This is a genomic window from Sphingomonas sanguinis (genome assembly GCF_019297835.1).
GTDB lineage: Bacteria > Pseudomonadota > Alphaproteobacteria > Sphingomonadales > Sphingomonadaceae > Sphingomonas > Sphingomonas sanguinis_D.
Genome location: NZ_CP079203.1, coordinates 1,472,862 through 1,496,936, shown reverse-complemented (window position 1 = coordinate 1,496,936; position 24,075 = coordinate 1,472,862). Strand labels below are relative to the sequence as shown.

At 62.6% G+C, this 24,075-nt stretch carries 24 protein-coding genes; 11 read left to right on the top strand and 13 right to left on the bottom strand.

Annotated elements, in window-relative coordinates; genetic code table 11:
* The first annotated feature begins 4 nt into the window (after positions 1 to 4).
* The 5 genes from KV697_RS06805 (at position 5) to KV697_RS06785 (ending at position 6,305) form a co-directional block, all read left to right on the top strand.
* A complete protein-coding gene (locus tag KV697_RS06805) occupies positions 5 to 2,578 on the top strand; it encodes an N-6 DNA methylase (RefSeq protein WP_219020650.1) in 2,574 nt (857 codons plus the stop codon).
* On the top strand, positions 2,575 to 3,318 hold the full coding sequence (locus KV697_RS06800) for a hypothetical protein (protein ID WP_219020649.1): 744 nt from the start codon (positions 2,575 to 2,577) through the stop codon (positions 3,316 to 3,318). Before KV697_RS06805 ends, KV697_RS06800 begins: the two co-directional genes overlap by 4 nt.
* A complete protein-coding gene (locus KV697_RS06795; RefSeq protein ID WP_219020648.1) occupies positions 3,318 to 4,520 on the top strand; it encodes a hypothetical protein in 1,203 nt (400 codons plus the stop codon). The genes KV697_RS06800 and KV697_RS06795 overlap by 1 nt, the downstream gene beginning before the upstream one ends.
* Before the next feature lie 89 nt (positions 4,521 to 4,609).
* Positions 4,610 to 5,611, top strand: coding sequence for a hypothetical protein (locus KV697_RS06790; protein WP_219020647.1), 1,002 nt, complete (start codon positions 4,610 to 4,612; stop codon positions 5,609 to 5,611).
* A gap of 139 nt (positions 5,612 to 5,750) precedes the next feature.
* On the top strand, positions 5,751 to 6,305 hold the full coding sequence (locus tag KV697_RS06785; RefSeq protein WP_219020646.1) for a recombinase family protein: 555 nt from the start codon (positions 5,751 to 5,753) through the stop codon (positions 6,303 to 6,305).
* 3 nt (positions 6,306 to 6,308) lie between these two features.
* On the opposite strand, the gene KV697_RS06780 is transcribed toward KV697_RS06785, so the two are convergent.
* Both KV697_RS06780 and KV697_RS06775 read right to left on the bottom strand, forming a co-directional pair.
* Positions 6,309 to 7,565, bottom strand: coding sequence for a hypothetical protein (locus KV697_RS06780; RefSeq protein WP_219020645.1), 1,257 nt, complete (start codon positions 7,563 to 7,565; stop codon positions 6,309 to 6,311).
* A 61-nt stretch (positions 7,566 to 7,626) separates the two neighbouring features.
* Complete coding sequence (locus tag KV697_RS06775; RefSeq protein ID WP_219020644.1) at positions 7,627 to 9,366, bottom strand: hypothetical protein; 1,740 nt, start codon at positions 9,364 to 9,366, stop codon at positions 7,627 to 7,629.
* 208 nt (positions 9,367 to 9,574) lie between these two features.
* Here KV697_RS06775 and KV697_RS06770 point away from each other — a divergent pair, with 208 nt between their 5' ends.
* Positions 9,575 to 10,048 (top strand): vgr related protein, encoded by a 474-nt coding sequence (locus tag KV697_RS06770; RefSeq protein ID WP_219020643.1) that lies wholly within the window; start codon positions 9,575 to 9,577, stop codon positions 10,046 to 10,048.
* 30 nt (positions 10,049 to 10,078) lie between these two features.
* Here KV697_RS06770 and KV697_RS06765 read toward each other — a convergent pair whose 3' ends face one another.
* The 3 genes from KV697_RS06765 to KV697_RS06755 form a co-directional block, all read right to left on the bottom strand.
* On the bottom strand, positions 10,079 to 10,327 hold the full coding sequence (locus KV697_RS06765; RefSeq protein ID WP_374011395.1) for a hypothetical protein: 249 nt from the start codon (positions 10,325 to 10,327) through the stop codon (positions 10,079 to 10,081).
* Positions 10,328 to 10,396: 69 nt separating this feature from the next.
* Positions 10,397 to 12,490: a LamG-like jellyroll fold domain-containing protein gene (locus KV697_RS06760; protein WP_219020642.1), complete on the bottom strand. Its 2,094-nt coding sequence runs from the start codon at positions 12,488 to 12,490 to the stop codon at positions 10,397 to 10,399.
* 187 nt (positions 12,491 to 12,677) lie between these two features.
* A complete protein-coding gene (locus tag KV697_RS06755) occupies positions 12,678 to 13,115 on the bottom strand; it encodes a copper chaperone PCu(A)C (RefSeq protein WP_219020641.1) in 438 nt (145 codons plus the stop codon).
* Between the two features lie 179 nt (positions 13,116 to 13,294).
* Here KV697_RS06755 and dnaK point away from each other — a divergent pair, with 179 nt between their 5' ends.
* The 4 genes from dnaK to KV697_RS06735 all read left to right on the top strand — a co-directional run bounded on the left by dnaK (position 13,295) and on the right by KV697_RS06735 (position 18,048).
* Positions 13,295 to 15,193, top strand: coding sequence for a molecular chaperone DnaK (gene dnaK / locus KV697_RS06750; protein ID WP_058718261.1), 1,899 nt, complete (start codon positions 13,295 to 13,297; stop codon positions 15,191 to 15,193).
* A 173-nt stretch (positions 15,194 to 15,366) separates the two neighbouring features.
* Positions 15,367 to 16,497, top strand: a complete 1,131-nt coding sequence (gene dnaJ / locus KV697_RS06745) for a molecular chaperone DnaJ (protein WP_219020640.1) — start codon at positions 15,367 to 15,369, stop codon at positions 16,495 to 16,497.
* Between the two features lie 94 nt (positions 16,498 to 16,591).
* Complete coding sequence (locus KV697_RS06740) at positions 16,592 to 17,449, top strand: hypothetical protein (protein WP_219020639.1); 858 nt, start codon at positions 16,592 to 16,594, stop codon at positions 17,447 to 17,449.
* Positions 17,450 to 17,535: 86 nt separating this feature from the next.
* Positions 17,536 to 18,048 carry a thioredoxin family protein gene (locus tag KV697_RS06735; RefSeq protein WP_219020638.1) on the top strand — a complete coding sequence of 171 codons (513 nt, stop codon included), beginning with the start codon at positions 17,536 to 17,538 and terminating at the stop codon, positions 18,046 to 18,048.
* A 184-nt stretch (positions 18,049 to 18,232) separates the two neighbouring features.
* Here KV697_RS06735 and purB read toward each other — a convergent pair whose 3' ends face one another.
* Positions 18,233 to 19,549, bottom strand: a complete 1,317-nt coding sequence (purB, locus tag KV697_RS06730) for an adenylosuccinate lyase (RefSeq protein WP_219020637.1) — start codon at positions 19,547 to 19,549, stop codon at positions 18,233 to 18,235.
* Between the two features lie 215 nt (positions 19,550 to 19,764).
* Here purB and KV697_RS06725 point away from each other — a divergent pair, with 215 nt between their 5' ends.
* A complete protein-coding gene (locus KV697_RS06725; RefSeq protein ID WP_219020636.1) occupies positions 19,765 to 20,208 on the top strand; it encodes an EF-hand domain-containing protein in 444 nt (147 codons plus the stop codon).
* 144 nt (positions 20,209 to 20,352) lie between these two features.
* On the opposite strand, the gene KV697_RS20085 is transcribed toward KV697_RS06725, so the two are convergent.
* The 7 genes from KV697_RS20085 to KV697_RS06690 all read right to left on the bottom strand — a co-directional run bounded on the left by KV697_RS20085 (position 20,353) and on the right by KV697_RS06690 (position 23,980).
* The gene (locus KV697_RS20085) at positions 20,353 to 20,673 is read right to left on the bottom strand and encodes an HIT family protein (protein WP_257575653.1); all 321 of its coding nucleotides are present in this window, start codon (positions 20,671 to 20,673) and stop codon (positions 20,353 to 20,355) included.
* A 362-nt stretch (positions 20,674 to 21,035) separates the two neighbouring features.
* Positions 21,036 to 21,650, bottom strand: a complete 615-nt coding sequence (locus tag KV697_RS06715; protein WP_219020634.1) for a 50S ribosomal protein L25/general stress protein Ctc — start codon at positions 21,648 to 21,650, stop codon at positions 21,036 to 21,038.
* A 133-nt stretch (positions 21,651 to 21,783) separates the two neighbouring features.
* The gene (locus KV697_RS06710; protein WP_219020633.1) at positions 21,784 to 22,683 is read right to left on the bottom strand and encodes a TraB/GumN family protein; all 900 of its coding nucleotides are present in this window, start codon (positions 22,681 to 22,683) and stop codon (positions 21,784 to 21,786) included.
* A gap of 41 nt (positions 22,684 to 22,724) precedes the next feature.
* Entirely contained in the window at positions 22,725 to 23,168 is a 444-nt protein-coding gene (locus tag KV697_RS06705; RefSeq protein ID WP_219020632.1) for a hypothetical protein, read from the bottom strand.
* Positions 23,165 to 23,356, bottom strand: coding sequence for a hypothetical protein (locus KV697_RS06700; RefSeq protein WP_219020631.1), 192 nt, complete (start codon positions 23,354 to 23,356; stop codon positions 23,165 to 23,167). Before KV697_RS06700 ends, KV697_RS06705 begins: the two co-directional genes overlap by 4 nt.
* The gene (locus tag KV697_RS06695) at positions 23,353 to 23,799 is read right to left on the bottom strand and encodes a hypothetical protein (protein WP_219020630.1); all 447 of its coding nucleotides are present in this window, start codon (positions 23,797 to 23,799) and stop codon (positions 23,353 to 23,355) included. Before KV697_RS06695 ends, KV697_RS06700 begins: the two co-directional genes overlap by 4 nt.
* Positions 23,777 to 23,980, bottom strand: a complete 204-nt coding sequence (locus KV697_RS06690) for a helix-turn-helix transcriptional regulator (protein WP_175312786.1) — start codon at positions 23,978 to 23,980, stop codon at positions 23,777 to 23,779. Before KV697_RS06690 ends, KV697_RS06695 begins: the two co-directional genes overlap by 23 nt.
* Positions 23,981 to 24,075: the final 95 nt, after the last annotated feature.

The following is a 24,075-nucleotide window of genomic DNA, read 5'->3' as shown; positions in this document are numbered from 1 at the left end:
CCCCATGTTAGACAGTGACACCAAGCGCCGCATCAACACGTGCCGAGACATTCTGGTGGGCAAAGTGCCCGACCCCAAGAGCCAGGTCGAGCAGATCACCATCGCCCTGATCTACAAGTTCATGGACGACATGGACCTCGAGTCCGAGGAGATGGGCGGCACCCGCAGCTTCTTCGCTGGTGAATACGAGCGGTATGGCTGGGCCAAGCTCGTTGCGCCGGGCGTGGGTGGGCAGGAGATGCTCAACACCTATACCGAGGCGCTCATCAAGATGGTCGAGAACCCCGGCATTCCGGAGCTGTTCCGGTCGATCTTTCGAAACGCCTATCTGCCCTACCGCGACCCCGAAACGCTGCGCAGCTTCCTGCGTGAAATCAATGGCTTCACCTATGATCACAGCGAGCGGCTGGGGGATGCCTTCGAGTATCTGTTGTCGGTGCTGGGCAGCCAGGGGGACGCCGGCCAGTTCCGCACCCCTCGCCACATCATCGATTTTATGGTGGAGATCATCGACCCGAAGAAGGGGGAGGTGATCCTCGATCCCGCCTGCGGCACCGCTGGGTTCCTGATTTCAAGCTACAAGCATATCTTGAAGGCAAACTCGACCGACGCGGGCAGCAATGGCACGGGCGTAGAAGTGGACGCAGCCGAGGCAACGCTCGACAGCCCCCTGCGCTACTCCGGAAACCTGCTGACACCCGACGACCGCCAACGGCTGGCCAGCAACATCAAGGGGTACGACATCTCGCCCGACATGGTGCGACTCAGCCTCGTCAACCTCTACCTGCACGGCTTTGCCGATCCCAGGGTGGAGGAATACGACACGCTGACCAGCGATGACAAATGGGGCGAGACGGCGGACGTGATCCTCGCCAACCCGCCGTTCATGTCGCCAAAGGGCGGGATCAAGCCACACAACCGGTTCGGCGTGCCGTCGAAGCGGAGCGAAGTGCTGTTCGTCGACTATATCGCCGAGCACCTGAACCCGAAGGGCCGAGCCGCCATCGTCGTGCCCGAAGGGATCATCTTCCAGAGCCAGAGCGCCTATTGTGAGCTGCGTCGAATGCTGGTGGACAAGTATCTCGCCGCCGTCGTCTCGCTGCCCGCCGGTGTGTTCAATCCCTATTCGGGTGTGAAGACCTCGATCCTGATCCTCGACCGCGCGGTAGCAAAGGCCAGCGACAGCATCGCCTTTTTCAAGATTGAGAATGACGGCTTTGGCCTTGGTGCGCAGCGTCGTGCAGTGAAGGGCAGCCAGTTACCGCAGGTCAAGGTCGAGCTTCGCGCCTGGCTTGATGCTGCGCGTGGCGCTGGCGCGACTGCACTCGGATCGCTCTTAGGGTTCACCATCGAGAAAGCGCGCATTGCCGAGGGTGGTGAATACAACCTCAGTGTCGAACGTTATCGAGAAACCTCCGAACGCTGTTCAATTTGGCCGTTCGCAAGGGTTGGCGAAGCGTTCAGCAAATCCGCCGAGACCGTCCTCCCGGAAAACCTTCCTGGACCAGTCACCTATGTCGGCTTGGAGAATATCGCGTCCAACCTCGGGACCCTGACTGGAGAAACGGTCATTGCTGATCCATCCGAGATCAAGAGCCTCAAGAATTGCTTCCAACCCGGCGACATTCTTTATGGAAAGCTTCGGCCGAATTTGAACAAGGTGTGGCTCGCTGATCGTGAAGGCATCTGCTCTACAGACATTTTCGTCATTCGCGCGAAGCCAGAAAGCGCCGATGCTCGGCTTTACGCTCACCTTTTCCGGCATGGGCATTTCAACCAAATGGTCTTGACAGGAATAAAGGGAGCGCAATTGCCGCGCGTCGGATGGCAGACGTTCGGTGAAATCGAGATCCCCCTCCCTCCGCTTGAAGTACAGCGAGAGATAGTAGCAGAAATTGAGGGCTATCAGAAGGTCATCGACGGTGCCCGCGCCGTCCTTGAAAAATACCGCCCCCACATCCCCGTCGATCCTGCTTGGCCAACCAAACCTCTTGCTGAAGTGGCGCGGGTAAATCCCAAAAAGAGCGATGTGAAAGATTTACCAGGCGAAACTTTGGTGTCGTTTGTCCCTATGGCGGTGCTCCAAGAGAACCGGGATAGCTTCCATCCGGCTGAGGTTAAACATCTTGGAGACGTGGTTGGTAGCTATACCTACTTCCGAGACGATGACGTTCTTGTCGCCAAGGTAACGCCGTGCTTTGAAAACGGAAAGGCAGGCATTGCGAGAGGTCTAGAAGGTGGCATCGGTTTTGGATCGAGCGAATTTTATGTTGTCCGCGCCGGAGACCAGACAATCCCCCGCTGGCTGTATCACTGGCTTACGACACCAGACTTCAGGGCACGCGCTTCGGCCAAGATGACGGGCACTGGTGGACTACAACGGGTTCCCCGAAGCGTAGTCGAAGAGGAGCCAATTCCTCTTCCTTCCATAGAAATCCAGCAATTCATCATCGCCGAGATCGAAGCCGAGCAGGCGCTAGTCGAGGCTAACCGCGAGCTCATCGTCCGCTTCGAAAAGAAGATCGAAGCCGCCATTGCTCGCATGTGGGGCGGTGCCGGGGAGGCCGCTGAGGCATGATCGAAGAGGCCGGCCAGTTGGAGGACTTTCTGCCCATTTCCTATCGCACGGCGAAGGAGGAGGAATATGTCCGCTTCCTGTGGGAGGCGTTCAACGACAATTGCGCCAGCGGAAAATACCAGTTTGCCTTTCTCGCCTACCACATGCTGACCATGTGCTTCGTCTATTTCAACATCTGGCAGATCAAGCAGATCAGGCCGGACCAGTTCGCCACGGCCCTGATCGGCTTCAACAAGGACATGGAGCGGGACCTGCTGGCAGCGACCAGCCCCTTCACCTTTCACGTCGTGAACGAAAGCAACGTGATGCGCTTCCTGAAGATCATCCAGTGCGACAACGGCAAGATCGGTACCTATACCAAGCTGGTGAAGGAGCGGAACGACACCGCGCACTCAAACGGCAACATCTTTTTCAGCACTGAGGCGGAACTCTCCAGTAAAATTCACGAGACCATCCGTATCGTCAGCGAAATTCAAGATCACAGCGAAACCATCATCGTTGAAGGCTACATCAAATTTTTGTGCGGGTCCGCCGATCCCGAGGAGCGTGAGCATCTGGATGTGAAGGATCAGGTGCGAGAGGTTCTCGTTCATGAAGGCTATATGTCTTTATGCGACCTACGGTTCTGTAGTCGGATCGACATCTCGGCATTCGCCGATCACCAACATTTTGTGGAAATCGAGGCGCTACACGCAGAGGTAAGAGCTTGGGTTGAAAGTGAAGAGGCGCTTGGGGGGTGATGGAAGTCGTACTCACGCAACACCCGGTCGGCCAAGGCGGGATGACGAGCGGCTTGCTTGAGATCCCCGGTGGTCGATTTCACTGGGTCTATGATTGTGGGTCCAACCACACTGAGGCCTTGAACAGGGAAATCGCTATCGTCTCCGCGCGCGGGGAGATTGGTTGCCTGTTCCTGTCGCACCTCGACAGCGATTACGTAAATGGCGTCGATCGGTTGCTGATGGCTGCGCCGGTGAAGGAAGTCGTTCTTCCTTATCTCAACGATCTCGACCGGCTGATCGCCGCCGCGCATGATGATGCGGCAGGCGCGCTTTCCGGCGCATTCCTGACGTTCCTTGGGGACATTGACGGCTGGTTCGCCGCGCGGGGTGTTGAGCGCGTGACCTACATAACGCCCCGCGATGACGATGATGGAGACGAGGGCGGAGGACCTGAATTTCCGACCTCGGATGGCGGCGGCGAGGGGGAGATTCAGGCAAAATGGTGGAGCCGTGTTGAGGTATCCGGTTCGTCGTTTGATCGAGGCGCTACGGGCAAGTCTGGGCCAGCCGTTCAACGGCTCGATCTGATGGCATCGCTGCACTTGCGCGCAGCCACTGGCATGATCGACTGGCTGTTGCTGCCCTATGCTCATCGACCCGCAGACGCGAAACTCTATGCTTTCAAGAGGGCGATGTTCCGTAGATTCGGTCCGAAATACCGTTCACGACTGAAATCGATGCTCAACGATCCACAAACTCGGGCTAAGGTCAAAGAATGCTATGATTTAATCTATTCGGACCACAACTTGGTCTCGATGGCCTTATACGCGGGGCCATCAAATTCTGGTTCATGGGGAGGGGAGTGTCTCCATCCCCCCGGCTGGTGGCGTGACGGGTCCGGTCGAGCAGTCGGCTGGCTAGGAACGGGCGACATGCATCTGAACGGCGTGCGTCGAAGAGAAGCGATGATCCACCACTATCGCAGCGTTCTCGATCAGGTAAACGTGTTCGCATTGCCGCATCACGGATCCCATCATAACTTTCACCCGTCGCTTCCTGCAACGATGCCGAACATGACGCAGTGCGTCGCGGCTGCGGGACCGAATGGCTACGGACATCCTAGTACCGGGGTACGACAAGCAGTCCAGTCATCGGGCCGTGAATTCCTTCAGGTGAGCGATAAGGGACAATCCGTCCTACAGTGGAGGCACAGGCGGTAATGCCCATACGTAATGCGATTTGGACTGTGGGCGCCGACCCCCAGCCGCTTGCTGAAACGCGTCTGCCCAGCGAACGGTCTCTGGAAGACATGATCGTTGCCGCGCCGAGCATCCTCTCTGACGAGTGGATGCTGATTGGCCGGCAAGAACGCACGGGCAACGGCGGAGTCATCGATCTGCTAGCGATCGCTCCCGATGGCGCGCTCGTGCTTATCGAGTTGAAACGCGACCGCACTCCGCGTGAGGTGGTCGCACAGGCGATCGACTATGCCTGCTGGGTCGAAGGCTTGGAAGCGGACGAGATTGCGGCTGTCTATGCGCGCTTCGCACCGGGCCGAAACCTTGCCGCTGATTTCGAAAGCCATTTCGGCCAGCCTCTCGATGAAGATCAGCTCAACCAAAATCACGAAATCGTGATCGTGGCCACGCACCTCGACACCAGCAGCGAACGGATCGTCGAGTATCTGAACGAGCGTGGTATCCCGATCAACGTTCTGTGCTTCCAAGTTTTCGAGCATGGCGCCCAGCAACTGCTTAGCCGGGCTTGGCTGCTCGATCCGGTCGAGACACAGGTTGCCGTCGCCACCCAGGCAAAGCGGGGAACGCGAGAACGCGAACCATGGAATGGGGAATTCTACGCATGCTTCGGCCACGGCAGCACCCGCAATTGGGATGAGGGCCGCCGATACGGCTTCATTTCCGCTGGGGGCGGAGGCTGGTACAGCAACACTCTCAACCTGCTCACCATCGGCGACCGTGTATGGGTAAAGGCGCCGGGATACGGATTTGTCGGAGTTGGCGAAGTAACCGGGCCGCGCGAGCCGATCACGGAGTTCAAGATTGCGGGGGACGGACGAGAACGCCTCGCGATAGATGCCCTGAGCGCGGCCACCTATTATAGGGAAGTCGCAAGCGATGAGGATCGCCGCGAGTATCTCGTACCCGTGCGTTGGCTTCACAGCGTGCCGCTCGAAGCAGCGGTCAACGATATCGGGTTGTTCGGTAATCAAAACACGGTTTGTAGGCCGACGACCCCGAAATGGCGGACTACCGTGGAGCGCCTCAAAGAACGCTGGGGTCTAGATTTTTGATCGAAGCTCCGACTCTCCTTCAGGTTTACCTGCCCGAGACACCGCGGTGAGACGCTGGCGCGCGTCTTGTTTCGGTTGACGCAGTGCTTCCGAGACACTTGGCGATGAGGGTCTGAACCCATCCAAGACAGGAGGTGCCATGATCGTCGGTTACGCGCGCGTCAGTTCCAGCAGCCAAAGCCTTGAGGTCCAGCACGAGCAGCTTGATGCGGCTGGCTGCGAGAAGGTGTTCGCCGAAAAGCGCAGCGGGCGAACAACCGAAGGCCGCGACGCGCTGGCGGACGCGATCGACTTCGTGCGCGAGGGCGACGTTCTGGCTGTGACGCGGCTCGACCGGCTCGCGCGATCTGTTGTGGACCTGCATCGGCTGATCGAGCGCCTCACCGTGAAGGGCTGCGGCTTCCGCGTCCTCCAGCAGTCCGGCATCGACACCACTACCAGCGCCGGCAAGCTCACTCTCTCTATCCTTGGCGCGGTGGCGGAGTTTGAGGCTGATATCCGCCGCGACCGCCAGCGTGACGGGATCGAGCGCGCGAAGGCTAAAGGCGTGTATCGAGGACGCCGCCATAGCATCGACACTGCCCGAATCGAAACGCTGATGGCGACGGGGATGACCCCGGCCGCCATCGCGCGCAACATGGGCATCGGCCGCGCCAGCGTATATCGCCTCATGGGCAAGGCTGGCGCGGCATAGATGTTACTGCTCTTCCTTCGCTTTCGACCTCCTAATTGTCACGAAATGCGCGCTTTGCCGGCGGACATGGGCGAGCGGGTCCGGGTAGTTGAACATCGTCCGCAATGCGCGATGCGCCTTGATGATGTGGTCCGGCGCAAGCGCGCTCGACCATGCGCTTGGCATCTCCACAATCGAATTCGCGTCATCAATGCCGCGCAGCAGGCTTTCGTGATTGTGGTTGACCACAATTTCATGCCCCAGTGCGTCCCAGCCCGATTGGCGTGTGATCGCGGGCACGCATAGGTCGCCGACCAGCAACCGCTCCGCGATCCGGCTGCTTGTCACCGGAAAGGGCGTCAGCCAATCCCGATGGGCCGGATCGGCCGGCGGCTTCAGCATCGACATAGCGAAGGACGTGGGCGTGATGTTTGGATAGCCGAAGATCAGGCCGTTGGTCGCGAGATGCGACGGCGAACTGGTGTCGAACGTGATGAGCAGGTCGTCGTCGCCAATATGCTCGCGCAACGCTTGCTGGATCGCACTCAACATGACGGCATGGGTCAGCGTGCCGACGCCGAGGAAATGGAGCCGATTTCGCTCCGGGGTCAGCAGGCCATCCGCGATCAGACGCAACAGCATCGCGACAACGTGAACGTAATCGACACGAAGGGAGCCGCCGAAGGCCCAGCCCTCGAACGGATGGACCTTCACCGTGTTATACCACGCAACGGCATCAGTGCTTGTCTCCCCCTGCAGTACAGACAGGAACCGCACTCCGCCAGACCGATGGCGAGCGAAATAGCGGTTGTTGTCCACGGTCGTCGCCAGCGCCGTGTCGAAGCTGTCGAAGGGAGGCATGCCCGGCGTAATGACGCGCGTAGGCACGTCGAGCGTGATTGCCTCATCCGCATGGGCTTGAAGGAAGCTCAACGCCCATTCCCGCGACGCATTCCCCTCCCACTTCGTCGCGTCGCGCCCGAATTGAAGGCCGCCGCTGTCGAACAGGACGGTGTTGCCGGCTCGCCGCGAGAAGGTGCCAGTGCCGAGCGGTTTGGCCTGGCCAATATATTGGCCGGCGGAATGAAGCGCCCGGTCATTGAAGAAGAACGGGTTGGCGGCGTCCATGTAGTCGAGATCGGCAGGCCTGTTCAGCCATGCCGGCAAACCAGCCGTCCGCAGCGCGCCCGGGGCGCGATAGGGGGTCCGGTGTGTCGAGGTCTGACCAGCAAAAAGGTAGCGCGCGCGGTTCGTGCCGCGCGACGAGAAGTCACGTGTCATCGAGAATGATCCTCAGCAGGATCACGCCCATGTGATTTACCACATGGGCGTGATTATCATATCAGGCAGCGGCGGCCATGTCGGCGGGCACCGCTTCCATGACGGGCAGGCTCTCTACGCGCTCACGTAGCGCGCGCGATCGCGTTGGCTGCTCGCGGTTCGGTTCAAGCGTCTGAAGGAAGACGCGATAGGTCGCCACGTCCGTTGCCGCCTCGACAAGCAACAGGCCATTCGGATCGAGGTGCCATGTCAGGCCGCCGATGCGGGGCAATGCCATGAGCCCTACCATCGCCCGCCGCAGATCATAAAGCATGACCTGAACCTTGGCGGTGCCCTTCACCGTGGCGGCGAACGGCGCTGCCCGCGCCTTGTCGTTGGCGAAGCTGATGCCGTTGCGCCCGACCGCGATCGTGACCGGCCGGTCCTTCTGCTTTTTCAGCAGCACCGGCATAAACGTCGTGTCCAACGCCTCAACCTCGTTGGCCGTCATCACCGCCGAAGCTGAAGCCGCGAAATCGGCACTGACCCGATAGGTCCAGATTGAGCCGATGCGTCGCTCCTTGATGATGAGGTTGACGGACTTGTCGTCCGCTCCGTCCGTGAACGTCAGCGTCTTGGTGCGGCCGGCAATGCTCAACTGGGCCGCCATGCCGTCTACCGGCGTTTGCCCGAACCGGGCAGCATCCGCCTCGCCGAGCAGCCTTTCACCGACCCGGCGCCGCGTCAGATTGTCGATGAAGCAGTCGCCCTTCATCGAATAGCCGAGGTCGATGCTAGGAGCCACTTCCACAATCAGGCCATCGTCGCGGCGCGCATGTGCGATGCTGAACAGATCGCGCTCCACCAGATACATCGCGGACGCCGGCAGCATGTCATAACTGCCGTTGGCAACATCGCCTTCCGGCACCTGTTCGATAGGAATATTACTCATCTCGTCGGGCACGAAGGCGACGCCGGCGAGCAGCATCTGACGGTAGAAGCGCAGATCGGACGGCATCGCCGCGAACGGACAGGGCGCATGACCCGATAGGCTGATGATGGTGGTCGCGTCCGCTTCGAGCGGGATCAGCCGGATCGTCTGGCCTTCCTGCCGATACGCGAAAAGGCCTTCTTTGCCGGACGTGATCGTAGCCACGGCGCTGATGTCGAACCCGGCCGGGTTGGCGAACATCTCGTCCACCTGTTCGGCCGGTGTCTTCGGGGCCGGGCCGTTGGCCTTACCGCCGTTCACCATGGACGGTTTCTCCACCCGCTTGCTTGCGAGATGCTTTTTAGCCAGCCCGGTGATCCGGCCTTGCTCCCGATACCATGCGACAAACTCGTCGTCGCTCAGCGTGTCGTGCTCCTTTGCCCGGTCATGGAGATCGGCAAGCGCGCGGGCCAGTTGCGACACTTCGTTTTGACAGGCGTCGCGCGCATCGTCGGCGACGTCCTGCATGTTGATGTTGAGCAGCAGTTGTGCCGCAAGGTGATGGACCAGCGACACCGCCGTCAGCACGAAGCCTTGCGTTTCGGCATAGGCGTTGATGGAGGCGGTGCCATATTTGGCGACGAACCGATGCTGGTCCCGCAGGAGCATCGCGCGCCGGTGAACGGCGTTCCCTTCCAGTCGCGTTACACTGCCGTGGCGCGTTTGGAGATGCCGAAGAGCAATCTCGTCCGCCGGCATGAACGGGCGAGGCGTTTCCGGCCCGGACGAAACTCGCACCAGCGCCGAAGACGTCAGATTTTCAGGATTAACGAGCATTCTATCGACCTTTCTTGTCGTCAGGCCGACCCAGCCAAATGTCGCGATACGCATCGAACACAGCTTTCCTGTGTCGTGAGGTGCGTATTCGCGGGGTCGATCTGCCGACGAGCAAGGTGATGCGAAAAACCGCTTCGGCTCGTGGTGGCGCAGCGTTTAGGCGCCTCTCGCTGGCAGCGCAAGCAAAAAATGAGCAGTTCTGAATTGCTGTTAGCCGGTGGCGGTCCGTGCGGTATTCACCCGGATCACCTATCTCCGAGGCATGACCGCAATCGACCCGATCAGCCGCCCGCTAACCCAAGCCGAGATCACGCTGGCTCAGGGCGTTTTCGGCGCCGCCATAGATTATGCGTCGGTGCGGATCGTTCGGCGCAAATGGGCCTTCTTCCAGCCGCGCAACGTGACGATGGCCCCACGCGGCAACATACATTTTCATCCGAAAGGCGACAGCTATCGCGACTGCTTCGCCAGCGGTTCGATCGGGTGGCAGGGGCACCTGATCCACGAGCTGGTTCACGTCTGGCAATATCAGCGCGGGATCAACCTCGTGCTGCGCCGGCACCCATTCTGCCGTTATCACTATACGATTAAACCCGGATGGACGCTTGATCGCTACGGCCTGGAGCAGCAGGCCGAGATCGTCCGGCATACCTTTTTGCTGCGTCACGGCGTCGTCGTGCCCGGTGCACCGCCGCTGCCTACGATGGAAAGCATCCTGCCATTTCACCCCGCATAAAAGTCGCGCCATCGGCGAGGGTGCGTTACTTTATGATAGACGCACCATCTCATGAATGAACAGCCCCTGCTCATGCAGCGGACACGTCCCGAAATCCTCCCGCCACAAATCGCCCTTGGGGTGGAAGTGGATGCACCCCGTCGGCGCCATCACCGTGTCGCGCGGCTGGAAAAACGCCCATTTGGACGCCGACAGCCGCACCTGCGCATAGTCGATCGCATCGCCGAAGACGGATCGGGCCAGCGTTTCTTCCGCCGGGGTGAGGGGGCGCTTGGTCATGGCGCCCAGATGGGGCGCATGGCGTGGGTAGGAAAGGGGCGGGCCGGTCTCACGGCCCGCCCCCATTCATCAGCTCCGCCGGGCGGTCAGCCACTGGGTGTTGGCCAGCGGCTTGGCGACGATACGGACCTCGCCGATATGGCCGAAATAGCCGTCCTTGCGCGCGCCGTCCCACCAGGCGGCGCCCAGCACCCAGGGCATGTCGGCGGCAAGCGTCGCGATGCCGACCTGGCCCGCGCTGTTGCGCAGTACGGGCGCGCCATCGACATAGAGGATGGTCTCGTTCGCCACCGGATCGTTGACGATCGCGATGTGATACCAGGTGTCGACCATCACCTCGCCCGACCAGTTGGCCTGCGGATAGGCGGTGTTGGAGGCGGGCACGACCTCCCACTGGACTTCGCGCAGCGACGAGATCGCGAACAGGATCGGCGGCGCTTCCCTGTCGCCGCCCGCAAAGCCCGGCAGCTTGCCGCGATTGCCGTTGCGGGTCAGGATGTTGCCCCAGCGGTGGTTGGTCACCGTCCAATTCGCGTCGATCTTGATGAACGCCTCGACCGTATAGCCTGCACCGAAGGTCGCCGCATTGATCGGCGCGTTGGTGGCGGTGGCGAAGGCGCTGCTGCGCGCGGTCACCTTGTCGGTGTTGCGGAAGCGGACGCTGCCCGGCGCGGAGGACAGGCGGTGGCGGTCGGTCGACCAGACCACGTCCTCGACCATTGCCGGGCCTGACAGCGGCACGCGCGTCATCGGGTTGCGGCCGGACGCATCGGGCAGCGTCTCGCCGACCTGGACGATCTTGCCGTCGACGATGCCGCTGGCCACGCGCCAGTGCGCGGCGGTCTCGGCGATCTTGGGATAGTCGTCGGCATCGCGCGGCAGCACCTCGGCCGGGGCGGCGGGCTCGGTATAGCCCGACAGCAGCGCGGTACGAACGCGCGGCAGGATCGGAACGCCCGCCGTCATCTCGGTATAGGCGAAGCCCGGCAGGAAGCGAGCGAAGCGCTTCTTGAAGTCGATGCTGATGGTGAAGCGGTTGTTCGCATCCTCCAGCACCGCGCGGTCGAACTGGTTCAGCGTTTCCTTCGGCTTCTGCACGACCCAGGGCGAGAAGCTCATGACGTCGATCTTGTTGGCCGAGAAGTCGATCTCGTACAGCCGCATCAGCGCGTTGCCGCCCTGATAGGCCATCTGGTAATCGACGACCATCTCATGGACCGGATTGCCGAAGTCGTTGGTCTTGGTCAGCAGCGCGGCACCATGGTGATGGCCGTTCAGCGTCATGAAGATCTGGTCGTTGTCGCGGATCAGGGTGTTCCACAACATCAGGCCGTAATCGGTCTCCAGCGGGCTCTTGCCGTCCTTGTCGATGTTGAGCAACTGGTGGTTGGCCAGGATCACCGGCAGCGTCGGGTTACGACGGATCGCGTCCCGCGCCCACAAAATCCCCGCGTCCGAGATGCGCCAGGACAGCGACAGCACCATGAACTTCACGCCGTACATCTCGAAGATGTGATATTCGTGGAAGCCGGTGCGGTCGCGCTCGCGGAAGGTCGACTGGTTCTGCGCACGCGAGGTCGGGAACCAGGTCAGATAGGGCTCGGACGACAAGGTGCGCTGGCTGTCGGTGCCTGCCTGCTGGTCGGCCGGGACGTGGTAATCGACATCGTACAGGACGTCGTGATTGCCCGCCAAAATCGAATAGGGGATGCGCGCCGTCTCCAGTTGCTTCATCGCGGCATCGGCCACCGCCCATTGCGCAGGCTTGCGCACCTGATCCACCACGTCGCCCAGATGAATAACGAAGGGGATCGCATAGGCCTGGGCGTTGTCGACGATCCACTGGGTCTGCGCCGCGAACGGCTCCGAGCCATATTTGCGCTGGAACTGGCGGTTCTCGTCGACAGTCGCGTAGCGCGAATAGAATTGGGTGTCGGGCAGCACCGCGATCGAGAAGCTGGTGGTGCCGACCGGTGTGGCGGCGGCCGTGCTGGCGGCCGTTCCCGTGGCGGTCGTCGGCTTGGCGTTCAGCATCGCATCGTCGTCGCACGCCGCCAGCGCCCCCGTCAGCGGCAGCATCGACAGACCCGCCGCCCCGCGCAGCAACTGCCGCCGGTCGGCGATCCTTCGCAAGGTGAACTGGGTTTCGGTCGTATCGGACATGGTCAAAATTCCCCCACTTTTCGCTCCATCGAGCAAGCGGGATGCGCTGTATGGCGCGACTTTGACACATGAGGGACCAATATATTACCGATTTCGGTCTGACGTGAAAAAAGCGCACGATACCCCGTCATCTATGCGACAGGATCGGTACGTGCGCATCGGCGAGGATCAGTCCGTCTTCAAACGCTTATTGCCCCGGTGCCGGATCGCCCGCCGCGATCACTCGCGCCCCCTGACGCAGGCGGGTGCCGTCCGAAAAGGTCAGGAGCAGCGACAGGATGCGCCCCGGCTTGACGCCCTGGTTCATGTCGTAAAGCATCACATGCCGCCCGCCCGGTTCGAAGGCGATGGTGGCCCCGGCCGGGATGGGCACGGAATCGACCCTCTTCATCGCCATGCCGCCCTCGTGCATCTCGCTGGTGATCGCGACGTCGCTGCTGACGCCGATCAGGTTCAGCGGTTTGGGGCCGCCATGTACGATGAAATAGGCCGCTGCGGGGCGCCCCGGCACGGCGGCCAGGCGGACCCAGCCTTCTTCGGCATAAAGCTCGGGCTTGGTGGAACATCCGCCCAGCGTCGCCGCCCCGGCGAGTGCCCAAAGGCCCAGAAAAGTGGCGCGACGCATGACAAACCCTCCCGTTTCGGCAAATCCTGACGCGACACTAGGTTCCATCCAATCTTGCGGCAACAAAACGCCCACCTATATCCGCCTCGTGAACGGGGTTTTCGGGTTGCCGCTTTCGGGACCGGCGAACCCCGGCATTGGACTTCCAGACTATGTTCTTGAGGGGCATTTAGAGACTTATGGCAAAAGTGATCGGCATCGACCTCGGCACCACCAACAGCTGTGTCGCTGTCATGGAGGGCGGCAAGCCCAAGGTTATCGAAAACGCGGAAGGTGCGCGCACCACGCCGTCGATCGTCGCCTTCGCCAAGGATGGCGAGCGCCTGATCGGCCAGCCTGCCAAGCGCCAGGCGGTGACCAACCCCGACAACACCATCTTCGCGGTGAAGCGCCTGATCGGCCGTCGTTTCGACGATCCCGTCACCAAGAAGGACACCGAGCTGGTTCCGTACGCGATCGCGCGCGGTCCGAACGGCGACGCCTGGGTGAATGCGGGCGGCAAGGATTACAGCCCGTCGCAGATCTCGGCCTTCACGCTGCAGAAGATGAAGGAAACCGCCGAGAGCTATCTCGGCGAGACGGTGACCCAGGCGGTCATCACGGTTCCGGCCTATTTCAACGACGCCCAGCGCCAGGCGACCAAGGACGCCGGCCAGATCGCCGGCCTCGAAGTGCTGCGCATCATCAACGAGCCGACCGCGGCGGCGCTGGCGTACGGCTTGGAGAAGCAGGACGGCAAGACGATCGCGGTCTATGACCTTGGCGGCGGCACCTTCGACATCTCGATCCTCGAAATCGGCGACGGCGTGTTCGAGGTGAAGGCGACCAACGGCGACACCTTCCTGGGCGGCGAGGACTTCGACAACAAGATCGTCGATTTCCTGGCGTCGGGCTTCCAGAAGGAAGAGGGCATCGACCTCACCAAGGACAAGCTGGCGCTCCAGCGTCTGAAGGAAGCGGCCGAAAAGGCGAAGATCGAGCTGTCCTCGGCCCAGTCGACCGAGGTCAACCTGCCCTTCATCACCGCCGACCAGAACGGCCCGAAGCACCTCGTCAAGTCGATCACCCGCGCCGATCTGGAGCGTCTGGTCGAGGACCTGATCCAGCGCACGCTGGAGCCGTGCAAGAAGGCGCTGGCCGATGCGGGCATGAAGGCCGACGAGATCGCCGACGTGGTGCTGGTGGGCGGCATGACCCGCATGCCGCGCGTCCGTGAGGTCGTGAAGAACTTCTTCGGCAAGGAACCGCATACCGGCGTGAACCCCGACGAAGTCGTCGCCATGGGTGCGGCGATCCAGGCGGGCGTGCTGCAGGGCGACGTCAAGGACGTGCTGCTGCTCGACGTGACCCCGCTGTCGCTGGGTATCGAGACGCTGGGCGGCATCATGACCAAGATGATCGACCGCAACACGACGATCCCGACCAAGAAGAGCCAGGTCTATTCGACCGCCGACGACAACCAGAACGCGGTGACGATCCGGGTCTTCCAGGGCGAGCGCGAGATGGCGCAGGACAACAAGCTGCTGGGTCAGTTCGACCTGGTCGGCATCCCGCCTGCACCGCGCGGCGTGCCGCAGATCGAGGTCACGTTCGACATCGACGCCAACGGCATCGTCAACGTCTCGGCCAAGGACAAGGGCACCGGCAAGGAGCAGCAGATCCGCATCCAGGCGTCGGGCGGCCTGTCGGACAACGACATCGACCAGATGGTCCGTGACGCGGAGAAGTTCGCCGAAGAGGACAAGAAGCGTCGTGCCGAGGCCGAGGCCAAGAACAACGCCGAATCGCTGATCCACACCACCGAGCGTCAGCTGGCCGATAATGGCGACAAGGTCGACGCGTCGCTGAAGTCGGAAATCGAGGCGGCGATCGCCGAGACCAAGACGGCGGTCGAGGGTGGCAACCCCGACACCATGAACGAGAAGGCGCAGGCCCTCGCTCAGGTGGCGATGAAGCTGGGCCAGGCCATCTACGAAAAGCAGCAGCAGGCCGAAGCCTCGCCGTCTGCCGACGCGGGTGCGGCCAAGCAGGACGATGTGGTCGACGCCGAATTCTCGGAAGTCGACGACACCAAGTAAGACCATCGGCCCGGCCTGCCACTCGGCGGGCCGGGCCATGGCTTTCGGGTTTTGGAATACCGTCCCGGCGACATGGCCGGGGCTGATGATGAAGCGCTTCGCGGTGTCGCTCCGTCCGGCCTGAGGGCACGGTCGGCCAGCGAGGCGCACGGGCGGACGGGGCGAGACCGGGCATGAGCACGACGATCGACTATTATGAACTGCTCGAATGCGAGCGCACGGCGGACGATGCGACGATCAAGTCGCGTTATCGCAAGCTGGCCATGCAGTACCATCCGGACCGCAATGCGGGCTGCAAGGACTCCGAGGCCAAGTTCAAGGCGATCAGCGAAGCCTATGACTGTCTGAAGGACCCCCAGAAGCGGGCGGCCTATGACCGCTATGGCCATGCCGCGTTCCAGCAGGGCATGGGCGGCGGCGGCGGTGGTGGCGCGCAGGATTTCGGCGCCTTTTCCGACATTTTCGAAAGCGTCTTCGGCGAATTCATGGGCGGTGGACGCGGCGGCGGGCGGCAACAGCCCCGGCGCGGCGCGGACCTGCGCTACGACATGGAAATCTCGCTTGAGGAGGCGTTCCACGGCAAGCAGACCGAGATCACGGTCGATGTCTCGGCGGCGTGCGACACCTGCGACGGCACGGGCGCGAAGGCCGGGACCAGCGCCAAGACCTGCCAGCAGTGCGGCGGCCATGGCAAGGTGCGGGCGCAGCAGGGCTTTTTCGTGGTCGAGCGGACCTGCCCGGTTTGCCAGGGCGCAGGCCAGATCATCGCCGATCCGTGCCCCGATTGTCGCGGCGACGGGCGCGTCGAAAAGACCAAGACGCTGGCCGTCAACATTCCGGCTGGCGTCGACGAAGGCACCCGCATCCGCCTGACCGGCGAAGGCGAGGCGGGCGCGCGCGGGGCACCGGCGGGTGACCTCTACATCTTCCTGCATGTCAAGCGGCACGCCCTTTTCGAGCGTGAGGGCACGACCCTGTTCGCGCGTGCGCCGATCAGCTTCACGACGGCGGCGCTCGGCGGATCGCTGTCCATCCCCGGCCTCGATGGACGTAGCCATGAGATCAAGATTCCGGCGGGCATCCAGTCGGGCAAGCAACTCCGCCAGCGCGGGGCAGGGATGCCCGTGCTGCAAGGACGCGGCACCGGCGATCTGGTCATCCAGATCGAAGTCGAAACCCCGACCAAGCTGTCGACCCGCCAGCGCGAACTGCTCGAACTCTTCCGTGAGACCGAGACGGGCGACGAATGTCCTGAAAGTCAGGGCTTTTTCGCTAAGTTGAAGAGTGTCTTTGCGGGCGAGTAAGCAGGTTTTTCGTCTTTTCCTATTATTGTTCAACACTATAGGCCGGAGGAGGTGTTTCCTCCGGCTTTGTTGACTTGCGACCATCATCGGAGTCATGATCGTATTGCGACTTTTGGGAGAAGGTCTTGCGATGCGTCAGCTATTCGGATGTCTGCTCGCCTTGGGTGCGATCCTTGCCGACCCCCTGTCGGCGCAGGGCACGAAGTCACGCAACGTCGAACAGGGCGCTTTGCCTGACGGCGGCTCCTCCGACGAGATCATCGTTAAGGCGCTGAGCCTTCCGCGTGATAAACTCCCGGTGAATGTCCGTTGGGCACCCGTGGACAATACGCAGATCAACATCGCCTATGAGCGCGCAGACATGTTCCTGGGCTGCGCCTTTGCCAAGGCCAGCCGTAATTGGCTGCGCAAGGCGGTGGAAGGGCCTCCAAACTTCGCCAGCACCCAATATGCACAGGGCATGGTCATCTCGACGAACTGGGGGTGTTATCCGCCGCCAGGTTACAGTCCGCCGTGGAACCCGGCTATGATAGGGACCGATTTTCTAGATCGTGGTATCCTGATCGAGCGAACATTGCGTCAATTTGTGCCGGACGTTGCGCTGGACGCTTCGCAGACCTTCGACCCGGCGGTCCGCGCACGATTTCGCAAAGTGGAAACGCAGCAAAATCGCTATCGGCAGAATCCCGAAATGTCCGGCTTCATAGTGGCGGCGTGCCTGGTCCAGACCCAGCCGGTCCTGACCACGCGGCTGTTCCATGCGCAACAGGGTAGCGATCTCGTTCGCGGACTGGAGCAGGCGATCATTGTCAACTCGCCCGAATGCCTTGAGGGGGTGAAGAAGCTCAGCATTGAGCCAACGACGCTGCGGGTCTATCTGATCGACGCCTTTTATCGCTGGGTGTTGGCGGCGCGCAATGTCTCGACCTTGATCCCGGAGCAGGGGGTATAGCCGACGCGGCACCGGTCCCAAGCAAAGCCATATTGCATTGCGGTGACGGGCACGCTCCAATGGCCGGACGAATGAGGGAGATTGTCATGTCGCCGTGGAAAGCCGCCTTGCCCCTGCTCGCCGCGTGTACGCTGCTCCCGGCCGCCGCGCCGGTCGCCGCCCCGCGCGTCGGGATCGCCAGTTTCGAGGCGCTGCCCAAGCCCTTGCCGCTGCCCTATCATGCGGGCGATGCCAAGGCGGCGATCGCGGCGGCGCGGGCTCGGGCAGTCAAGGCGCATAAGCGGGTGCTGATCGACCTGGGCGGCAACTGGTGTCTCGACTGCCGCCTGCTGGCAGGGGTGATGGAAACGCCGCAGATGCGGCCCTTCGTCGCGAAGCATTTCGAGGTGGTGACGGTCGATGTTGGCCGGTTCGACCAGAATATGGATATTCCGGCCTCCTATGGGATCACGGGGCGGCTTCAGGGCGTGCCCGCGGTGCTGATCGTCGATCCCAAGACCAACAGGCTGGTCAATGCGGGGCGTGAGACGGCGCTGTCCGATGCGCGGGCGATGACGCCGCAGGCGGTAGCGGATTGGCTGGCCGGTTGGGTGATTTGAGACCCATAGGCCGGTCGCTCGGATAACGACTGGCGTTCCCTCCCCCAGCCCCTCCCGCCTGCGGGAGGGGAGTTATTTGGGGAAGCGGCTGCCTCCAGCCTCTCCCCTCCCGCAGGCGGGAGGGGCTGGGGGGAGGGGAGTCCGGTTCGGCAAGCTATGTCGCCGATGGGACTCCCCCCAAACATCACGCCTCGCCGAACACCCGCGCAAAGATCGTGTCGACATTCTTATAGTGATAATCGAGGTCGAACCGCGCCTCGATCTCTTCCGGCGACAGCGCCGCCGTCACATCGGCATCGGCTTTGAGCAGTTCCATCAGCGACAGCTCGCCATCGGACTCCCAGACCTTCATCGCGTTGCGCTGGACGAGGCGGTAGCTGTCCTCGCGGCTCACGCCCGCCTGGGTCAGCGCCAGCAGGACGCGCTGCGAATGGACCAGGCCGCCCATTTTGTTGAGATTCTTCTCCATCCGCGCCGGATAGACGACCAGCTTGTCGATCACGCCGGTCAAACGGGCCAGCGCGAAGTCCAGGGTGATGGTCGCGTCGGGGCCGATATAGCGCTCGACCGACGAATGGCTGATGTCGCGCTCATGCCACAGCGCGACATTTTCCAGCGCAGGCGTCACGTAACCGCGCACCATGCGGGCGAGGCCGGTCAGGTTCTCGGTCAGCACCGGGTTGCGCTTGTGCGGCATCGCCGACGAGCCCTTCTGGCCGGGCGAGAAATATTCCTCGGCTTCCAGAACCTCGGTGCGCTGCAGATGGCGGACTTCGGTCGCGAGACGCTCGATCGAGCTGGCGATGACGCCCAGCGTGGCGAAGAACATCGCGTGACGGTCGCGCGGGATGACCTGGGTCGAGACGGGCTCGACGGTCAGGCCCATCTTCTCGGCGACATGCGCCTCGACGCTGGGGTCGATGTTCGCGAAGGTGCCGACCGCGCCCGAGATGGCGCAGGTGGCGATATCGGCACGCGCCGCGACCAGGCGGGCGCGGTTGCGGTCGAACTCGGCATAGGCTTGCGCGAGCTTCAGGCCGAAGGTCACGGGTTCGGCATGGATGCCGTGGCTGCGACCGATGGTCGGGGTCAGCTTATGTTCCAGCGCGCGGCGCTTGATGACCGCCAGCAGCGCGTCCAGATCCTCGATCAGGATGTCCGAGGCACGCGCCAGCTGCACCGCCAGACAGGTGTCGAGCACGTCGGACGAGGTCATACCCTGGTGCAGGAAGCGCGCCTCCGGCCCGGTCCGCTCGGCGACATGGGTCAGGAAGGCGATGACGTCGTGCTTGGTCTCCGCCTCGATCGAATCGATGCGGTCGATGTCGAAATCCCCGGCCGCCTTGTCGGCTTCCCAGATGCGCGCGGCGGCCTCCTTGGGAACGACGCCCAGTTCGGCGAGCGCGTCGGTGGCATGGGCCTCGATCTCGAACCAGATGCGGAAGCGGGTCTGGGGGTCCCAGATCCGGGACATGGGGGCACGGGAATAGCGCGGAATCATCGGGGCACCTTCAGGTCGTGGAAACGGCACGGCTCACCGTGCACTCCCTCTCGGAATCACGGCGTACCGTGCCGTTAGCAGGGACGAGCCGAGCCTTCAAATCCCAAGGATGGATCCCCATCTGGTATAATGGAGTTTAGGGACGTATCACTAATGATGAAGATGCGTTCTTGATCTTCATAGTCATCGTTCGACCAACGTAAGGGAGAGACGAGATGATGAAATATGCTTTTCTTGGCGCCGCGATGATGGCGTCTGCCCCCGTTCTGGCCCAGGTCACGCCTGCGCCAGCCCAGACCACGCCTGCCGCGCCGCAGGAGACACCCGCAACCACGGCGGACCCGGCTCAGACTGCCCAGCCTACAGCCGATGCATCGGCATCGACCCAGGGTCAGGTGCAGGCGAACGGCAGCCAGATCGCCCAGGTCGTCGACGCGCAGTTCCCGACCTATGACAAGGACGGCGACGGCAAGCTGAACAAGGCCGAATTTGCCCAGTGGATGGTCGCGCTGAAGTCTCAGACCGACCCGTCGACCAAGGCCGATGCGCCCGCCACCAAGAAGTGGGTCGGCAGCGCTTTCGCCCAGGCCGACACCGATAAGGACAAGACGGTGTCCAAGACCGAATTGACCGGCTTTCTGAGCCAGGGTCAGGGCTAAAATCGGAACACCCCCTCCGTTCCGACAATTCCCCGAGCGGGGATGAGCGGGGCCGTCGGACCTTCGGGTTCGGCGGCCCTTTGCATGCGGGACCGGATGGTCGACGCGAGCGACGCTGTTATTCGCCGACCGGTTCGATCCACCTCAGCGCGGTGGAAGGGCGGCGCGCAATCGCTCCGCCATGGCATCCATTTCGCTGCGTGTATGGCGTGTCCGCGGGACGGGAGGCGTATCGGGGATGACATGGACGTGAAAGTGGCAGACGTCCTGTCGACTCGCATTGTTCTGCTGAAGCGAATAGCCGGTGCTGCCCAGGGCGCGCTGTTGCGCTACGGCTATGCGCTTGACCATGTGCAACACCGCAAGGGCATCGCGATCGCTCAGGTCGTCCAGGTTGCGCACGGGGGCTTTGGGAATGACCAGCGCATGGCCCGGATGTTCCCAGTCCAAGGGAATGATCGCCATGACGCGCCTGTCCTGGGCGATGATCGAGGCCGGAATCTCCCCCCGGATGATTCGCGCGAAGGGATTGTCGGTTCGATAGGAGGCTGACAGCGGACAGGGTGGCGTGGCGATTTGCGCGTCCGCGACAGTCGCGCTTCCGCCGGAAAGACCGGTCGCGAGTGCGACGATCAGGGCCGAGAATCGACTGATGCTTGAATGTCTCATGCGACGTTCCCCCCTTCGATCCGCCCGAATGGCCCGGTCGTCGGTCCCGGATACTCGTAACCGATGTCCCCATCGATCCGACACGAAAAAGGGCAGGGGCGTCGCCGCCACCTGCCCTGTTTTTCGTTCGCTGACCCGACAGGGAAAGCGAAGCCGGATCAGGCCTCTTCCGAACCTTCGGCCTGCGCCTCGGCGTCGGCCGCCTCGTCCGCGGCGGTCGGGACCGTCGGCGGGACGATGGTGGCGATCGCGAAGTCGCGGTCGTCGATGGCGGGTTCGGCGCCCTTGGGCAGCTTCACGTCCGAGATGTGGATCGAGTCGCCGATCGCCAGACCCTTCAGCGAGACGCTGACTTCGGTCGGGATGTTGGCGGCGTCGACGACCAGCTCGATCTCGTGGCGGGTGACGTTCAGGACGCCGCCCTGCTTCACGCCGCTCTCGTCTTCGTCGGTGAACACGACGGGCACGGCGACCGTGACGGTCTCATGCTCGCCGATGCGCAGGAAGTCGACGTGCAGCGGGCGGTCGGTGACCGGATGGAACGCGACGTCCTTCGCCAGCGTGCGCTGGCCGTCCACCATGATGACCGAGGTGAAGAAATGACCGGTCATCAGAGCCTTGACGAGGGCCTTCTCTTCGAGATGGATCGACGCGGCGGCCTGGTTGCGGCCATAGATCACGGCGGGGACGCGGCCTTCACGACGCAGCGAACGGGAGGCTCCCTTGCCAACCTGATCGCGCGTCTCGGCGGCGAGCGTAAGGGTGTCGCTCATTCCAGTAACTCCGAAACAAAATGGATATAGGCTTCCGACCACGCCTCCAGGGATGACCATGACCGGAAGTGGCGGCGCATAGCGGCAATGGTGCCAAAAGGCAAGGTCGATGCCGCCGCGCCGCTGCGCCGGATCAATAGGCGATACGCTGCGCCTTGATCCCCTGCTTGGCGAGCTGCGCCTGGACGCTGTCGGGCCCCGCCAGATGGCCTGCGCCCACCGCGATGAAGAGGGTGCCGGGCTTGGCCATGCGCTGCTTGATCCACGTCGCCCAGCGGGCGTTGCGGTCGGTCAGCAGGGTCTTGGCGACCTCGGGCGAGTCCTTCAGGCTGTCGTTCATCGTCTTGGCCAGCGCGTCGGGATCGCCCTTGGCCCATTCGTCGACCATTTCGGCCATTTCCTCACCCGCCTTGGGCAGGTCGTCGACGGTCGAGGTCAGGAAGTCGATTTGCGCCTTTTGCGACAGGCCGTTGAAGAAGCCGATCTGCTGCTCGGCGGTTTCCAGCCCGGCGACCGGCTTGCCCGCCGCCTTGGCCGCGTCGGCCAGCACCTTTTCCGGTCCGTTTTCCGGGTTGTAGCCGAGCTTCTGGATCGGCGCGAGCGACAGGGTGACGCCTGCGAGCCACGGCTTCATCCGGTCGAACGCCTGGGGCGGCAGGCCCATATCGGTTACCGCCTTCAGATAGGCACCGCGCTTGTCGGCGGGCAGTTGCTCGGTCAGCGTCGGGCCGGTGGTGACGATGCCGTTCTTCATCACGATCTGCTGCATCGTCGCCTGATCGGGCTGCACCATTTCGAGGACGAGCTGGTCGGACTTGTCGAAGGCCGTCTTCACCGCCTCGTCGAACCAGGACAGGCCGGGCTTCAGGACATGGATGGTGCCGAACAGATAGATGGTGGTGTCGGCGTCCTTGACCACCCACAAAGCGGGATCGGCGTCATTAGGATTGGGCGCAGGCTTGCTCTGTGCGCAGGCGGGCAGCGCCAGCATCAGGGCGAGCGAGGTGAGGGCGGCTTTCATGATCGTCTTCATGGGATCGGACTTTCGGAAAAGAAAGGGGAAGGGGGGCGGGATCAGGCGTATTTGCGCCACATCCAGACGATGCCGCAGCTCAGGATCAGGGCACCGTAGACCCAATCGACCCGCACGGGCGGCAGCACGCCGCCACGCCACAGGAACCACCATGCCGGTACGCCGAGGCTGACGACATAGAAGGCCACCAGCGCGCCGTCGCGATAGGCGCGGTTCTCGTGCTCGTCGGCCACGCGGTGCCAGCGCCAGGAAATCAGCGGCACAACGACGAGGCAGATCAGCGCCATCAACACCGCGAACCAGGTCGGCAGGGGGATCGTCCACATGTCGATGGCATGGGTCTTCATCCCGGCGGGTGCGGAGCCGATCGCCATCAGCGACATCGCAATCCCCATGATTCCGCCCACCGCTCCCGAAATCGCAAGCAGGCGGTGGTTCGCACGTTCGCTGGGGCCGCGATCGTCACGCTTGGATGAATCGGTCATGGTCGCACCTCGATGGACAGATGGACGGAGAATTTGGGCATCGGCGCGGTCTGCGCGGTCGCAGCGACAATCCGACTATCAGGGCGGAGTGCGGCAAGCGTTACCTCTCCTATCCGTCCTGCACCCCAGCCCAGCAGCGAAAGCGCGATTCCCGTTCCGATGACCGCGCGGGTCAGGCGGCGGCTCATGACCGCACCCGCCGGATGAAGTAGAAGCCCAGGCCGAACGCTGCCGAGATCAGCCATGCGACATAGCCCGGATTGGACAGCGGCACGTACTTCGCCGCGATCGTCACGATGGCCTGTAGTAGAAAACTGCTGAACCCTATCACCGCCCATGTCTGCACCGCCAGCAGCCGCTGAACCTCGTCGGCATCGCGCCAATTGCGCCACGCGACGAGGACCGCCAGCAGCAGGACCGGGGCCAGCATCGCATCAAGGACCCATTCGGGGGTCGGCTGGGGGGCGCCGCCCCGCACGCCATCGATGAAGCCGTCGATAAAGGGAAAGCCCAGCACGACCGCTGTCGTTACGATCGCGAGCGCCGCCCGCCGCCGGTTCGTCCGCGCCCGTTTTTCGGCCACGCGCGCCTCGCCCCATCCGGCGGGCTTATTCACCGTGATGCTCGTCATCGAAAATCTCCTCGATGGGCAGTTCGAACAGCCGTCCGATACGGAAGGCGAGCGGCAGCGAGGGGTCGTACTTCCCCGTCTCGATGGCGTTGACGGCCTGGCGCGACACATCCAGCCGCCCGGCGAGTTCCGCCTGGCTCCAGTTGCGTTCGGCGCGCAGCACCTTGAGGCGATTTTTCATGTCCACCTCCTCTTGCATGGCCAACCTCCCTTTGTCACCCATGCATGACGTAATGTCAGGTGACCATGACAAAGTGACAGTGAGTCGCGACATTG

Bases quoted from the DNA above. Each gene is read 5' to 3' on its own strand.
- KV697_RS06715 (WP_219020634.1), bottom strand. From the start codon at position 21,650: ATGAGCGACACCCTTACGCTCGCCGCCGAGACGCGCGATCAGGTTGGC.
- KV697_RS06695 (WP_219020630.1), bottom strand. From the start codon at position 23,799: ATGACGAGCATCACGGTGAATAAGCCCGCCGGATGGGGCGAGGCGCGC.
- KV697_RS06765 (WP_374011395.1), bottom strand. From the start codon at position 10,327: ATGACCAAGCGCCCCCTCACCCCGGCGGAAGAAACGCTGGCCCGATCC.
- KV697_RS06785 (WP_219020646.1), top strand. From the start codon at position 5,751: ATGATCGTCGGTTACGCGCGCGTCAGTTCCAGCAGCCAAAGCCTTGAG.
- KV697_RS06700 (WP_219020631.1), bottom strand. From the start codon at position 23,356: ATGAGCCGCCGCCTGACCCGCGCGGTCATCGGAACGGGAATCGCGCTT.
- KV697_RS06705 (WP_219020632.1), bottom strand. From the start codon at position 23,168: ATGACCGATTCATCCAAGCGTGACGATCGCGGCCCCAGCGAACGTGCG.
- purB (WP_219020637.1), bottom strand. From the start codon at position 19,549: ATGATTCCGCGCTATTCCCGTGCCCCCATGTCCCGGATCTGGGACCCC.
- KV697_RS06780 (WP_219020645.1), bottom strand. From the start codon at position 7,565: ATGACACGTGACTTCTCGTCGCGCGGCACGAACCGCGCGCGCTACCTT.
- KV697_RS06805 (WP_219020650.1), top strand. From the start codon at position 5: ATGTTAGACAGTGACACCAAGCGCCGCATCAACACGTGCCGAGACATT.
- KV697_RS06760 (WP_219020642.1), bottom strand. From the start codon at position 12,490: ATGTCCGATACGACCGAAACCCAGTTCACCTTGCGAAGGATCGCCGAC.
- dnaK (WP_058718261.1), top strand. From the start codon at position 13,295: ATGGCAAAAGTGATCGGCATCGACCTCGGCACCACCAACAGCTGTGTC.
- KV697_RS06755 (WP_219020641.1), bottom strand. From the start codon at position 13,115: ATGCGTCGCGCCACTTTTCTGGGCCTTTGGGCACTCGCCGGGGCGGCG.
- KV697_RS06725 (WP_219020636.1), top strand. From the start codon at position 19,765: ATGATGAAATATGCTTTTCTTGGCGCCGCGATGATGGCGTCTGCCCCC.
- KV697_RS06690 (WP_175312786.1), bottom strand. From the start codon at position 23,980: ATGAAAAATCGCCTCAAGGTGCTGCGCGCCGAACGCAACTGGAGCCAG.
- KV697_RS06775 (WP_219020644.1), bottom strand. From the start codon at position 9,366: ATGCGTATCGCGACATTTGGCTGGGTCGGCCTGACGACAAGAAAGGTC.
- KV697_RS06740 (WP_219020639.1), top strand. From the start codon at position 16,592: ATGATCGTATTGCGACTTTTGGGAGAAGGTCTTGCGATGCGTCAGCTA.
- KV697_RS06710 (WP_219020633.1), bottom strand. From the start codon at position 22,683: ATGAAGACGATCATGAAAGCCGCCCTCACCTCGCTCGCCCTGATGCTG.
- dnaJ (WP_219020640.1), top strand. From the start codon at position 15,367: ATGAGCACGACGATCGACTATTATGAACTGCTCGAATGCGAGCGCACG.
- KV697_RS06735 (WP_219020638.1), top strand. From the start codon at position 17,536: ATGTCGCCGTGGAAAGCCGCCTTGCCCCTGCTCGCCGCGTGTACGCTG.
- KV697_RS06795 (WP_219020648.1), top strand. From the start codon at position 3,318: ATGGAAGTCGTACTCACGCAACACCCGGTCGGCCAAGGCGGGATGACG.
- KV697_RS06790 (WP_219020647.1), top strand. From the start codon at position 4,610: ATGATCGTTGCCGCGCCGAGCATCCTCTCTGACGAGTGGATGCTGATT.
- KV697_RS20085 (WP_257575653.1), bottom strand. From the start codon at position 20,673: ATGGCGATCATTCCCTTGGACTGGGAACATCCGGGCCATGCGCTGGTC.
- KV697_RS06800 (WP_219020649.1), top strand. From the start codon at position 2,575: ATGATCGAAGAGGCCGGCCAGTTGGAGGACTTTCTGCCCATTTCCTAT.
- KV697_RS06770 (WP_219020643.1), top strand. From the start codon at position 9,575: ATGACCGCAATCGACCCGATCAGCCGCCCGCTAACCCAAGCCGAGATC.